The sequence below is a fragment of the Trichocoleus sp. DQ-A1 genome (genome assembly GCF_039961955.1).
Taxonomy (GTDB): Bacteria; Cyanobacteriota; Cyanobacteriia; order Cyanobacteriales; family FACHB-T130; genus FACHB-T130.
The window spans coordinates 276,363-289,520 of sequence record NZ_JAMPKE010000004.1; the positions used below are offsets into that span (position 1 = coordinate 276,363).

Genomic DNA, 13,158 nt, shown 5'->3' on the forward strand with positions numbered 1-13,158 from the left:
CTATTCTTATTGTTTAACTTCTAACTAAAACTAGAAAAATTCAAATTTATTCTCGTTCTCAGGGTTCAACCCTGAGAACGAGAAAGGAAGGCGACTGATTGTTAACAAGTCGGCAAGTATTTTAGGCAAAATGTATTTTATCGATTGGTCTCTCGATCGGCTTCTCTTGCCGATCGTGCGATCGCTACACCAGCGCGATCGCCCATTAGCTTCTCTTGGTCATATCCCAGGACAATTTCCCAAGCATCATTCGGGTACTTGTCAACCAACGGCATCGCCACATCATCTAACATCCATTGACCGTGACGTTCGTCTTCCCGAATGTGCAGTTCCCAGTAACCCATTGCTGCATCAGAAAGTTTCAACCGTTGCGCTGCGGCTAGATAGGTTTTGTATGCCGCAGGACCTGCCACTTCAAAATAAGTCAATCCACCGCAGTAACGCAAGAAATAAATTTTGCGCTCAGTAACGAGAAAGTTATGATTAGCGCAGGCTAGCACTTCCCAAGGTACTAAATCGAAGTAGCCCTCTGGCTCTGTGTTCATGCCAAACTCGTCAAGCATCTGGGCAAAAAAGGTAGAGTGCTTGCGGGAAAGGCGACCGTTGCCGTACTCTTCCAACAACACTTTGACGAGGGTACATTGTACTGCGTTGGCGGTGCCCCCCAGAATGCGCGACAGGCGGCTGCCTTCAACTAAGCCATCAAAGGAACCAATTGCCAAGATTCGGCGATAACCAGCCTCTGTTGTCTGCTCCCGCAAGTAGCGACTACCTTCCGATAGGGGAGGATCTAAGTCGGCTGCACCACGCTCGCTCAGCGCTTGCTTGACATCGGCTGGGGAAAGTTTTTGGAGTGCTTCTACATCGAAGTGTGCCAATTCCCACTGCTGCCAAGCGGACTCGATTTGGTTGCGAACTTTTTGCAACCAAATTGAGCGCTCGTTGGTGTAATGCCGCAGATCGTCATACCAAAACAGCTTGAGCCGATTGATGCGATACAGCACGCGCTGCAAAAAGAGGTGTGCGGCTTCAACTAGCTCATCACCACTTCCTACCTTATAAGCCGCCTCAATTGCGGTAGCGATCGCACTTTCAACGTCGCTTGCTAGTTCAGGCTGTGCAGCCAGCTTGTTGTCTAAATCTTCCATTTCGAGCAATTTTATAAATTGCTGCTCAGATTCGTTGTAGCTTGTGGCTGTTTCTTGACTCGTTGCCGTATTCGTTGGTTGAAAATCAGTAATCGCGACCATAATTGCCCATGAATTCCGTCTTTGCACTTTTTTGATGCTAGTGCTGTCCGGTTGGAACAATTGTCGGTCTGTGGGGGGAACTTGCCACAGCCAAACGTATTTCTACCTAAATATATAGGTGTTTGAAGATTAACCACAAAGACACGAAGACACAAAGAAACTTCGTGCTTTCTTTGTGTCTTTGTGGTTCAACAAAACATTTTTGCTATGGCACTATGCGATCGCTGCCACCGCAGACAGTAATCCTTGGAACAACCCCATCCCATCCGTACCGCCTAAAATCGGATCTGAGGCGCGTTCTGGATGAGGCATCATTCCTAGCACGTTTCCTTTTTTATTGCAAATACCCGCAATATTATTTAAAGAGCCGTTATGATTCTCGCCGTGATAGCGGAAGAGGATTTGATGGTTGTCTTCCAGGCTTGCCAAAGTATCGGCATCGGCGTAGTAGCGCCCCTCACCGTGGGCAATCGGGAGGGTAATGACTTGTCCGGTAGAATAGGCTTGCGTCCAAGGGAGATGGGTGCGTTCGACTTTCAGGGGAATGCGATCGCAAATAAAATGCAATTCTTGATTTCGAGTGAGTGCCCCTGGCAGAAGTCCCGCCTCCGTTAGCACCTGGAACCCGTTGCAGATACCCAAGACAAACTTCCCTTGCTGGGCGTGTTTAATCGTTGCTTGCATCACCGGAGAGAAACGAGCGATCGCGCCACATCGCAGATAATCGCCGTAGCTGAAGCCACCCGGAATCACTACCACATCGAGATCGGAAATATCCGTGTCTTCATGCCAAACCATCCGCGTTGGCTGATGTAGCAAATCGCGAGTCACATAGGCGACATCGCGATCGCAATTAGAACCCGGAAACACAACAACCCCAAATTTCATATTGCTAATCGCTAATGGAAGACTGGCTAGCCAGAAGTCATCAGTAGCGATTGGTTCTTCACAAATGACCCATCGCTACTAACTACCAACTACCTAGCCCCTATTATCCTAAAAGAATATCTCTGTCTCTATCTGACCCGACATCTCAGTTAGGTCAAACCGATAGTTTTCCGTTACCGGATTCGTTAACAACTGATCGCACATCCGATCTAATTGATGCCGCGCCTCATCCTCACTTTCTGCCATCAGAGTCAGTTCAATATACTTTCCGATTCGCACCTGCTCAACATTGGCATATCCCATATGCCCCAACCCAGACTGTACCGCCGTGCCTGCTGGGTCTAAAACTGAAGGGCGCAGAGTCACGTAGATTTTCGCTTGATATTTCCGATTCACAGCCATTCCTATAAATTATTCCCTTAGATAGGTGATATTTGTTTTATTCTAAGGGGGGAAGGGTGTGAGCTGCGTGAAGTTCTCGCAATTTAAGCTGGAAAGAGATAAAGGTATCAGCGACAACCTGAAACATATTAAGGATATCTTGCAAAACTGAAGACCATGAAAGCCCAACGCACCCGCAGTCAAGAGCGTATTTTGAATCTGCTCAAGACGATGAACCGAGCTGTCTCAGCTCAAGATATTTATGTAGAACTTCGCAATCGTAGCCAAAGCATGGGACTAGCAACCGTCTATCGTTCCCTGGAAGCCTTAAAACTGGATGGTGTCGTCCAGGTACGGACATTGGCAAGTGGCGAATCGCTCTACAGTTCCGTGCAACAAGACAAGCACCACCTAACTTGTTTGCAGTGCGGAGACTCGATTCCCATTAATCAATGTCCAGTCCATGAATTAGAGAGCCAGCTGCAACAATCGCACTCGTTTAAAATTTTCTACCATACTCTGGAGTTTTTTGGACTGTGCGATCGCTGCTGTGTCGCTCAAGTTGCCAGCGATGCCCTGGATTAACTATCGTCGCCTAAATCTAAAAATTGAGCTTGGTTCGTGTCTCCGACAATCGAGCGAATGCCTTCCAACGTAGCTGGGATAGTGCGCGGGTCCATAAACATCACCTTGCTGCTACCGCTCTTGCCAATCGCCATCCCCATTTCTAGATAATTCTGAGCCAGTAGGTACTGGAGAGCTTCCTGGGCGTTGGGGTCGGTTTTGAGCGTTTTAGAAATCACTTGCAGCGCTTCAGCAGTAGCCTGAGCCTTGAGAACTTGCTGCTGCCGTTCCGCCTGCGCTTTGAGAACGATCGTCTTTTGTTGCCCTTCTGCCTCCAGAATCGCGGATTTTTGGCGAGCTTCTGCTTCCAAAACTTGCGCCTCAGCCTTCCCTTTAGCAGAGTTAACGGCTGATTCGCGTTCGCCCTCAGAGGTGAGAATTGCCGCCCGCTTGCGACGTTCCGCCGACATTTGCAATTCCATCGATTCTTGCACAGCCTTGGAGGGAACGATATCTCGCAGTTCTACCCGTGTCACCTTCACTCCCCAAGGATCGGTAGATTCGTCCAGTTCTCTGAGCAAAAGTTCGTTAATTTGAGTCCGGGCAGTAAAGGTTTCATCCAGTTCCAGCTTGCCCATTTCCGAGCGAATCTGCGTCAGCACCAAATTCACCATTGCTGACTGGAGATTTTCCACTTTGTAGTAGGCTTTCTCCAAATCCAGAATGCGCCAGTACACGACAGCATCAGCGGTAATCGAAACGTTGTCGCGGGTAATACATTGTTGGGGAGGAATATCGAGAACTCTTTCCCGGACGGTTGCTTGGTAAGCGACTCTTTCGTAAACCGGGATCACGAAATTCAGACCGGGTTTTAGTTTTTTGCCGCTATATTTACCTAAAGTTTCGACTAAAGCTTCGTTTCCTTGAGTAACCACTTTGACGCCTGAGAGGGCAGAGCCGCCTAAAACTAAAGCAATTAGTAACCCAAAAAATCCTTCCATTGTGAACCTCGTTTTTACAATATCGCAGATTGATAAACCCTAAAATTAGGATTTCAATAGGTGTTCTGGAAGCACGATGAGAGTTGTGCCTTCCCGTCTGACGACGTACACTCTTTGATTGGGAGCGATCGCCAGTTTCTCATCTTCACATCGTGCCTTCCAAGAATTTCCTTCGTAGAGTACCCGCCCCATCTCTCCTGGCAAAATCTCTGTTAAAGTCTGACCCTCGGTTGCATCTTCCATCGAAGACACCTTTCGCCTCGGCATCAAGCGATGACCCAGGTAAACGAAAGCAATTGAAAACACTAACCAAAGCACCACCTGTAAAGCCGCCGGTAATGGGAGCAGCATGACTAACAGTGCCACCACGAAAGCGCTGACTCCCATCATGAAAGCGGTAAAAGCTGTTGGTACAACTAGCTCTATCGAGCAAAGGATCGCCCCTACCAGTAACCACAACAAAGTCGGGCTGAATCCGAAAGGCTGGATCGACAGCTGCATCAGTAAAGGAGAATCAAACAACCCTGCTAAAAACCAAATTGTCATAAAACTCAATCCCTGCTTGATATCCCGGTAAGGATAGTTATCAAGGTAAGATGAACTATTCCAATGAAAGCCAGTTAGGATTGGGAAGGCATCTTGCCTTTCTGTTTACTACAACATTTCAGCTATAAATTTCCTAGAACCCAGTGGAATTTTTCCTTAAGAATCTCTTGGAAGCTTTTTTATAAAAATTTCAGTTTATGAACAGTTCCCAGTTGAAGAGCGATCGCTATCTTTGGGCAACTGGCTCAGTTGCTGCAACGATCCCGGTCGGAGAATTCGTGCAAGACAGATATCAAGTTGTTGCACCTCAAGTTTGGCTCGATACTCAACCGACACAGCCGCCTCAGATCCCCGAACAGTTCCCGGAAAATCTTTACCCTTACCTGCGCTTATATCCCCAGCGGTTTCATCTCCCCGAAGTCTATGGATATGCAGCAGTGGGAAATTCTCCATCCCCGACTGAGATTCTGTTGCTAGAAAATGTCCCGATGGATGCCACAGGCAAGCTATTTCCTTCCATTTTGGACGCTTTGCCCCAAGCATCGGCAGTCCGCCAGATTTACTGGCTCTGGCAAATTCTGGAACTTTGGACGCCGCTGGCGGAATTTGGAGTAGCTTCTAGCCTTTTAGTTGCGGACAATCTCCGAGTGGAAGGGTGGCGGTTGCGGCTGTTAGAACTTTACGCCGATCCCGTCAGCGATCCAGAGATGGAAGTTGCCCATACAAACAATGGGAATGGCATCTCCGACCACAGGCAAATCGGAGGAAGTCGGCGGGAAGAGAAAAAATTTCTGCCTCTTACCTTGAGCCTTGAGCCTTTTGCCGCTCACGCCTTAGCGGAACCGACCGGGGATCAAATAGTCGCGGGGTTTAGCCCAAGTCTCCGGGATCTGGGCCTTGTTATCGCGAGTTGGTCCCGATTAATCCAGGCATCAGCGGTGACGCCACTTTTAGAAATTTGCGAACTGATGCAAGCCGAAGATGTTACCGAAAGCGCGATCGCCGAACGGCTAAATCAGCTATTACTGGAGCAGGCAGCGGAACTCCCCTTGCGCTTGCGGGTTGCCGGTGCTACCGATACGGGTCCCCAACACGATCATAACGAAGACACCTGCTATCCCACGGCGCGGGATTTGCTAGCAGCAGACTTCACCCAAACAACTGACACGCTGATTCCCCACTTGAGCATCGTTTGCGATGGGATTGGCGGTCATGAAGGTGGAGAAGTTGCCAGCCAGCTAGCAGTACAATCCCTGAAACTGCAAGTGCGGGCACTTTTGGCTGAGGTGGCAGAGCAAACGGAAATCGTGCCACCGGAACTGGTGAAAGAGCAACTTGCGGCAAGTATCCGGGTAGTCAATAACCTCATTTGTGCCCGCAATGACGAACAAGGACGAGAGTCTAGGCGGCGGATGGGAACGACGCTGGTGATGGCTCTCCAGCTGCCCCAGAAGGTGACGACAGCTAACTCTGGTGTGGGGAATGCCCACGAACTCTATATAGCCCATGTTGGAGATAGCCGCGCCTACTGGATTACCCCCCATTCTTGCCAGCTGCTGACAGTAGACGATGACGTTGCTGCCAGGGAAGTGCGAATGGGGCGCAGTCTCTACCGGGAGGCGTTACAGCGACCCGATGCCGGGGCACTCACCCAAGCGCTAGGCACGCGGGATGCCGAGTTTCTTCGTCCGAATGTGCAACGCTTCATTGTGGAAGAAGACGGACTGCTGCTGCTGTGTTCTGATGGTCTGAGCGACAATAACTGGGTTGAGCGATCCTGGACAGATTATGTGGAGCCGGTGCTTCAGGCTAAAATTCCCCTGGAGGCGGCAGTCCAGTCCTGGATTGACTTAGCGAATCAGAAGAACGGTCACGATAATACTTCAGTCGTGATTACTTACTGCCGCGTTTCCCCAGAGTATCCAGTGCTACTCAATTTTGGCGAGATCGGAAATCTCACCTTGATGCCGAAAGCTAGTCTGCAAGCTGAAGCTGAAGACGTGAAGTATGCTGAAGCGGTGCCAGTGGAAATCGTTCCGGCAAAGCCAAACCGACTGCGCCGAGGGAAAGGGTTGGTCGTCGCATTGGGAGTCTTCCTCCTACTGCTAGGGGGCAGTGCGGCTGGGTTATATGCTTGGTGGAAATACAATCCTCAAGGGTTCCAGCAAATACGCGATCGCTTGTTCAACCCCGCACCGTTGCCCGTTCCAGTCCCCGAAACTCCATCTCCCGCGTCGAGTGTGCCACCATCGCCGCAGAACTCTCCTTCTCCATCCACACAAGTGCCGCCCCCTCCCGAAAATTCAGCGTCACCAGTTCCCTCAGTACCCCCTCCCGAAAATTCAGCATCGCCAGTTCCGTCAGCACCCCCTCCAAGTCCATAAAGAGGAAGTTACCGTCCTGTGCAAGAATATTAAGGTTGTTCACAATAGCACAATGCTTGGGTACTGGTAAGAGCCAAGCGTCTTGATAGGCAACGCTCCCAGCTCACGCTTGGTGGAAGCAGTTATTCCTCAAAAGAAGGCTGCACCAGTTTGACTCAGATACCCAACCGGAGATCAAGAAATGAAAGTAGGCGATCGCGTCCGCGTTATCAAATCTGTGATTGTTTACCACCATCCTGAAAATAAGGGTAAGCCTTTTGATGTCAAGGATCGGGAAGGAGAAGTGGTCTCAATCATTCACGAATGGCAAGGCAGACCCGTCAGCGCCAACCTTCCAGTTTTTGTCCAGTTTGACAAAAAATTTAAAGGTCACTTCCGCGAGGATGAGCTAGAAACTCTAAATTAGGCTCATGGTCAATGGCTCATATTCGCGATTAGCTATGAGCCATTGACCATGAGCCATTGACTATCATCGCCTACCGCGATTAAACCAGCCGAATATATTGATGTCACCCCGCATTCTCTGCAACTCTTGCCGGTTAGCTTCCGCTGTCATCTGATACCACTGGCAGTAACGCTCAAGTTCCTTTCGGTACTCGGCTTCCCGGTAAAAGTCATGAGTCATTTGGTAGGTGGCAAAGATGTCCGCTACGGGGGGAGGTGCTGGAATAAAGTGTGGGAATTCTTTTGGCATTTTTGAAGGTTGGAAGGTTGAAGGTTGGAAAAATAATCGCTTCAAACTACTGTCTAAACTTTTTAAAGCCAGCCTTTAAGGCGATAGATCCCTGTTCCAATGTATTCTTTTAACGCTCTGGTTGACCTGTGTAACCGCTCGGCATCTGGTAAAACATTCAGGATTCGAGCTTGCAGGCTCCTGTTGGATTCGAGAAGGTCGGCTTCTGTCACCAAAAAGTCGGTGGGTGCGGGGATGGCTTGAATTCCCTGACGCTTGAAAATCAGGAGCGATCGCGGCATATGCATTGCCGAAGTCACTAATAATACTCGGCGAATCCCCTGCTTTTCTAAAATTTGCCGCACATTCACCGCATTTTCATAAGTGTTTAAAGAGCTAGGATCTTGAAGAATGGCAGATTTAGGGACGCCTAATGTTTCTAAAATTACAGCCATATCCGCAGATTCCGGTGCCCCACTGCCCCGCCAGTCGATGCGTCCGCCGCTAGCAATCACGACAGGAGCTTTGCCTTCGCGGTATAACTGGGCACCATAGAAGACGCGATCGCCTTCTTCGCTCAAATCTACACTCGGTCGAGGCGGCGAAGCCGATTTCGTAGCACCGCCCAAGATAACAATCGCCTCGGCTGTTGGGAGTTCAGAGGGTGGGAGATTTTGCCATTCTAGCGATCGCAATAACGAGTTCTCCACCCAGCCATTACTCCCCACCAGCAAGGCAATCAATGCCAAAACAATCGGCACCGCCGCCCAACGAGGGCGTTTCCACAGTAATACCAGTGCCACAATCATTAGCACGCAGGCAATTCCCAAGGGATAGATAAATAGCGGTAGCAGTTTTGAGAGAAACAAAAACATAGAACAAGGTAATTAGTAATTGCTATACCATTTCACCTTAAAGCCACTAAAAATCAATGCCTCAGCGTGTCTACGGACAAGACTTGTACGAGCCAAAATCTAAAATCCAGAATCTAAAATCCAAAATCTAAAACAGGATAACTTCCTGTCCCCCTTTTGCGCCTCTGCTTTTCATCCCCAGCAGAATCATTCTTCCCGGTTATCTTCTGTGTTGTCTTCCCGGCTATCTTCTGTGTTGTAGGCTGTATTGTTTTGTTGGTTATTTCCTAGGTTGCCCCGGTCGCGACGACCACTTAAGCCACGATATTGTTTTTTGGGTTTACCATAGCGTTTTCGGTTTGCCGAATTATTCCGATTCCGCCCATTGGAACCTTCTTTCGTCTCCTCTGAGCGTACCTGCCGGGGTTCATCTTTGGCTTTTGACCAGGCAACCACCCATGCCCCTGCAAAACCCCCAACCGCCCCTAGAAAGATGCTCAAGGGCACCCGATACCCCAGCATTACAAAGCAAATTAGAAAAAACAACCAGTACTTCAACCCAGCAGAGAACCCACTTGAGAGTCCCAGGGATCTGAACCCATTGCCTTTGTTCGTCATAAGTGTCTGGCTAATCCAAAAGTGGCTAACCGAAGAGTGGTTGAATCCTTCAATTAGCCACTTTTCGATTAGCTATTTAATTGTGACTCCCAATCCTGAGTCGTGTCTAAAGTTTTCACGTAGGCTTGTTCGGATTGAGTAAAAGGTTCAGCAGTGGCTTGTTGCTTCGCCAATAGGTCAACGGTAGCATCAGAAACATCACCAGTACGGGAGGCGAGACGATCCTGGCAAACTTCCATTGGTGCCGTGCAGTGGAGGATTTGCAAAGGAATTTGGTGAGCAGTGGCTTGAGCGATCGCATCTTCTCTCAACTTCTGCCGATCGTACTTCGCATCCAAAATCACCGACCAACCTTGGCTAGTCAGCATTATCCCCAATTCCAACAACCGGCTGTAGGTCTTCTGAGTCATCTCATCGGAATAAAGGTCTGCCCCCCCTGGTTGTTCTAAGGGAACGCCTCCTAAATGTTTCCGCAGCGCATCCGAACGGATGTGAATTGCCCCCAAGCGCCGCGCCTGGAGCCGCGCTACCGTACTCTTCCCGGAACCCGATAGACCAGACATCAAAAACAGCTTTCCTTGGCGGGAGGAGCCACTAACAGAGGCATACGCCGGGGACGGCGATCGCGTGTATTCCCACGCCAGTTGGTAATATTGGGCAGCAGTGGCGGCGGCTTTTTCCTTATCCACGGCGGGAACAGCCGGATCGTTCAACAAGAAAGAAGTCACCTTCGCCCGTACATAAGCTTGACGACTCAAGTACAAAGGCAACACCTGCAACCCTTCCCAATCTCCCATCTGCTCAACATAAGTATTCAAATAGGCATTGCCGAGGTCTGGACGCGATCGCGCATCCATATCCATCACTGCATAGGCAATGTCGAACATGACATCGACAAAGCGAAACGGCTCGTTAAATTCAATGCAATCAAATAGCAGAATCTTGTCTTGCCAGAGACAAATATTTCTCAGATGCAAATCTCCGTGGCATTCCCGAATCCAATTATTTTGAATTCTGCTTTTAAATAACTCCTCTCGCTCAGCAAAGAAAGAGTCTGTATACTGCCTGGTTTCCTCGTAATGTTCCTGAGTTTGCGGCCCACCAATATAGTTTTCAGTTTGCCGATAATTTTCATCAATGGCATCCCGAACTTGAGTTACTTCTCCAAATTTACGAATATAGTCATCTGTGTGCGCTTTTTCATGGAATTTGGCAACAACCCGTCCCAAATCCTCCATAAGTTTTTCCGTCAGCAAGTCTTGCTCAAACAGATTGCTGAATAAGCCATCTTGGGGAAACTGGCGCATTTTCAGCACATATTCCACCGGCTCGCCCGATCCATTTAAATGAAATTGGTCGTCTGTCTGAGTAATGGGCAAAATTTCTAAATAAATTTCCGACGCACCGCGCTGATTCAGGCGGATTTCTTCATTACAAAAATGCTGCCTTAGCTCTAAGGTTGAATAGTTTAAAAAGCCAAAATTCATCGGCTTTTTAACTTTATAAACCAAATCACCCGTCAACAACACATAAGAAACGTGTGTTTGAATCAGCTCAATTGGTTGCGTCACCGGATGAGGATAAAAACTCGGCTGCAACATCTGCTGAATTAAAGGGGGAAAAGAAGCTTCTGTCATATTTTTTGCGTTCTATAGCGAGAAAACGTATCGCTTCACTAATGTGTCTTTACGGTTAAAAAAAAGCCAGGGGCTTAACCCCTGGTTTTCAAGGCAATGAGAAACAAACTGGCAAAAAGCCATCGTCTCATGCTTCAGATTCAGTTTCCGACTCAGTTTCTTGATCTTCAGCTTGGACTTGAGGTTGGAGGACACTTACAGTCACTTGATCTGGCTCACCAAGCGCTGTCACCCCAGGTGGCAAAACGAGTTCGCCGATATGCAATTTATCTCCAATATGCAAATTAGAGACATCAATCTCAATCGAATCAGGGATGCTTTCAGGCGCACACCGCACCTGAAGTTCGTTGAGTACGGGGTCTAATACGCCGCCTTCTTGCTTAACACCATAGGCTTCTCCTACATAATGCAGGGGCACTTGCACATCCAGATCGCCATGAGCCGCGACCGCAAAAAAGCTGAGGTGATACAGGGAGGTTCTTTTCCAAGGATGCGTCTGCACTTCTTTGAGCAGTGTTTTACCACTCCAAGAAATCTCAGGAATGTTGAGCTGAATCAAGGTGTTATTAACAGAGGCACCTTTGAGTAAGGTTTCAGCCTTTTTGGCTTCCAAAGTCAACTCAATAGATTCAGTTCCTTTGTGCCCGTATAGGACGGCTGGGACTAATCCACTGCGACGAAGGGCATTCGGCTTGCTCCCTTCAGGGCGCTTTTGACATTCAACTGTATGTTCCATCTTCGTTGTTTGTGAGTTGCTAATAGTGACTTGGTAATTGGCATCTTCATGAAAAATTAGAAATTAAAAATTAGAAAATCGTCTTTCTTCAATTTTTAATTTCTAACTTTTAATTTTTTCGCCTATTACCGATGTGATGTTACCGGCGTGCCATTGGCGTGCAATAGCGCCCGCTTGGGTCCGTGGATCGGATCTTCTACTATAATCGTTTGATCGCGGCTAGCACCGAGGGAGACGATCGCAATTGGGACATCCATCAGCTCTGCCAGGAACTTGAGATAATCCAACGCCTGCTGGGGTAAGTCTTCCAGGGTACGGCAGTCAGCAGTGGATTGTTTCCATCCGGGCAGAGTTTTGTAAACCGGCTGACAGCGGGAAAATTGACGAGAGTTGGTGGGGAAGTCTTCGGTGCGATCGCCATCAATTTCGTAGGCGACGCAGACGTTAATTTCCTCTAGTTCGTCGAGAACATCTAGTTTGGTGATCGCGAGACAGTCGAGACCGTTAATTCGCACGGCATAACGACCGATCACCGCATCAAACCATCCACAGCGGCGCTTGCGCCCTGTGGTGGTGCCAAATTCCGCCCCGCGATCGCACAACATTTCTCCGACGCTGCCATTCTGTTCGGTGGGAAATGGCCCTTCACCTACCCGCGTCGTGTACGCTTTCGCGACCCCAATCACGCGGTCGATCATCGTTGGTCCCACCCCAGCACCCACGCAAGCGCCACCGGCGACTGGGTTTGAGGAGGTAACGTAAGGATAGGTTCCGTGATCTAAGTCTAAGAGCGTTCCTTGGGCACCCTCAAACAAAACATTGCGCCGTCGCCCAATCGCGTCGTAAATCTTTAGGGAACTATCCACGATATGCGGACGCAAGCGCTCGGCGTACCCCAGGTACTGCTCGATCACGATTTCTGCATCCAGGGGCGGTAAGTTGTAAAGCTTTTCTAAAATGACGTTTTTATAATCGATCGTCCATCGCACCTGTTCGCGCAACCCTTCGGTATCCATCAAGTCTAAAACCCGAATGCCGGTTCGCTCTGACTTATCTGCATAAGTGGGGCCAATCCCGCGTCCGGTGGTACCGATTTTATAGCTACCGCGTCGCTCCTCGGATGCCTGGTCAATTAACCTGTGGTAAGGCATCGTGACGTGGGCATTCTGAGAAATCAGTAGATTACGGGTAGATATCTTCAGAGCTTCTAATTGATCCAGTTCTTCAATCAGAACCTGCGGATCGATGACCGTCCCACAACCAATAATGCACTCGGTGTCCGGATATAAAATTCCAGAGGGAATCAGGTGCAGTTTAAAGGTCTGATCCTCCACCACGACGGTGTGCCCAGCGTTGACACCCCCTTGGTAACGTACTACGACATCTGCTGATTTACTCAGTAAATCAGTTATCTTACCTTTGCCTTCATCGCCCCACTGGGCACCGATCACAACTACGTTAGCCAAGGGTTTATTAAAAGAGCTAGAGTTTTCACAAATTACAATTATTAACAGATGGTGCTACCGCTGTCAACTTCAGGTTAACAATTCGCAGCTTCACATCTATAAAAGGGGCGCACCGCGCACCCTTAGCAACTAACAAGATAACAACTCCACAACTACGGCA

General features: G+C 48.8%; 14 protein-coding genes. 3 read left to right on the plus strand and 11 right to left on the minus strand.

Features of this window, described 5'->3' with window-relative positions; translation table 11 throughout:
* Positions 1–137: 137 nt before the first annotated feature.
* From NDI33_RS06875 to purS, 3 genes are all read right to left on the minus strand, one after another.
* On the minus strand, positions 138–1,250 hold the full coding sequence (locus NDI33_RS06875; RefSeq protein ID WP_190677849.1) for an iron-containing redox enzyme family protein: 1,113 nt from the start codon (positions 1,248–1,250) through the stop codon (positions 138–140).
* 213 nt (positions 1,251–1,463) lie between these two features.
* Positions 1,464–2,138, minus strand: coding sequence for a phosphoribosylformylglycinamidine synthase subunit PurQ (gene purQ, locus NDI33_RS06880; RefSeq protein WP_190677851.1), 675 nt, complete (start codon positions 2,136–2,138; stop codon positions 1,464–1,466).
* Between the two features lie 108 nt (positions 2,139–2,246).
* Positions 2,247–2,534, minus strand: coding sequence for a phosphoribosylformylglycinamidine synthase subunit PurS (gene purS / locus NDI33_RS06885; protein ID WP_190412878.1), 288 nt, complete (start codon positions 2,532–2,534; stop codon positions 2,247–2,249).
* A 162-nt stretch (positions 2,535–2,696) separates the two neighbouring features.
* Between purS and NDI33_RS06890 the strand changes: the two genes are divergently transcribed.
* Positions 2,697–3,104: a Fur family transcriptional regulator gene (locus tag NDI33_RS06890; RefSeq protein ID WP_190412589.1), complete on the plus strand. Its 408-nt coding sequence runs from the start codon at positions 2,697–2,699 to the stop codon at positions 3,102–3,104.
* On the opposite strand, the gene NDI33_RS06895 is transcribed toward NDI33_RS06890, so the two are convergent.
* Positions 3,101–4,084 carry an SPFH domain-containing protein gene (locus NDI33_RS06895; RefSeq protein WP_190534665.1) on the minus strand — a complete coding sequence of 328 codons (984 nt, stop codon included), beginning with the start codon at positions 4,082–4,084 and terminating at the stop codon, positions 3,101–3,103. The genes NDI33_RS06890 and NDI33_RS06895 overlap by 4 nt on opposite strands.
* A 45-nt stretch (positions 4,085–4,129) precedes the next feature.
* Positions 4,130–4,585: an NfeD family protein gene (locus tag NDI33_RS06900; protein WP_190412877.1), complete on the minus strand. Its 456-nt coding sequence runs from the start codon at positions 4,583–4,585 to the stop codon at positions 4,130–4,132.
* 242 nt (positions 4,586–4,827) lie between these two features.
* Between NDI33_RS06900 and NDI33_RS06905 the strand changes: the two genes are divergently transcribed.
* Both NDI33_RS06905 and NDI33_RS06910 read left to right on the plus strand, forming a co-directional pair.
* Positions 4,828–7,014, plus strand: a complete 2,187-nt coding sequence (locus tag NDI33_RS06905; RefSeq protein ID WP_190677854.1) for a protein phosphatase 2C domain-containing protein — start codon at positions 4,828–4,830, stop codon at positions 7,012–7,014.
* Positions 7,015–7,195: 181 nt separating this feature from the next.
* Entirely contained in the window at positions 7,196–7,420 is a 225-nt protein-coding gene (locus NDI33_RS06910; RefSeq protein ID WP_190412587.1) for a ferredoxin-thioredoxin reductase variable chain, read from the plus strand.
* Positions 7,421–7,483: 63 nt separating this feature from the next.
* Here the strand turns inward: NDI33_RS06910 and NDI33_RS06915 are convergent, their stop codons facing one another.
* The 6 genes from NDI33_RS06915 to NDI33_RS06940 all read right to left on the minus strand — a co-directional run bounded on the left by NDI33_RS06915 (position 7,484) and on the right by NDI33_RS06940 (position 12,998).
* Positions 7,484–7,708 (minus strand): hypothetical protein, encoded by a 225-nt coding sequence (locus NDI33_RS06915; RefSeq protein ID WP_190412586.1) that lies wholly within the window; start codon positions 7,706–7,708, stop codon positions 7,484–7,486.
* Between the two features lie 62 nt (positions 7,709–7,770).
* Positions 7,771–8,562 carry a YdcF family protein gene (locus NDI33_RS06920; RefSeq protein ID WP_190677856.1) on the minus strand — a complete coding sequence of 264 codons (792 nt, stop codon included), beginning with the start codon at positions 8,560–8,562 and terminating at the stop codon, positions 7,771–7,773.
* 186 nt (positions 8,563–8,748) lie between these two features.
* The gene (locus NDI33_RS06925; protein ID WP_190528405.1) at positions 8,749–9,048 is read right to left on the minus strand and encodes a hypothetical protein; all 300 of its coding nucleotides are present in this window, start codon (positions 9,046–9,048) and stop codon (positions 8,749–8,751) included.
* Positions 9,049–9,227: 179 nt separating this feature from the next.
* Positions 9,228–10,796 carry an AAA family ATPase gene (locus NDI33_RS06930; protein ID WP_190677858.1) on the minus strand — a complete coding sequence of 523 codons (1,569 nt, stop codon included), beginning with the start codon at positions 10,794–10,796 and terminating at the stop codon, positions 9,228–9,230.
* Positions 10,797–10,923: 127 nt separating this feature from the next.
* Complete coding sequence (locus NDI33_RS06935; protein WP_190412582.1) at positions 10,924–11,532, minus strand: 50S ribosomal protein L25/general stress protein Ctc; 609 nt, start codon at positions 11,530–11,532, stop codon at positions 10,924–10,926.
* 125 nt (positions 11,533–11,657) lie between these two features.
* A complete protein-coding gene (locus NDI33_RS06940) occupies positions 11,658–12,998 on the minus strand; it encodes an adenylosuccinate synthase (protein ID WP_190425281.1) in 1,341 nt (446 codons plus the stop codon).
* Positions 12,999–13,158: the final 160 nt, after the last annotated feature.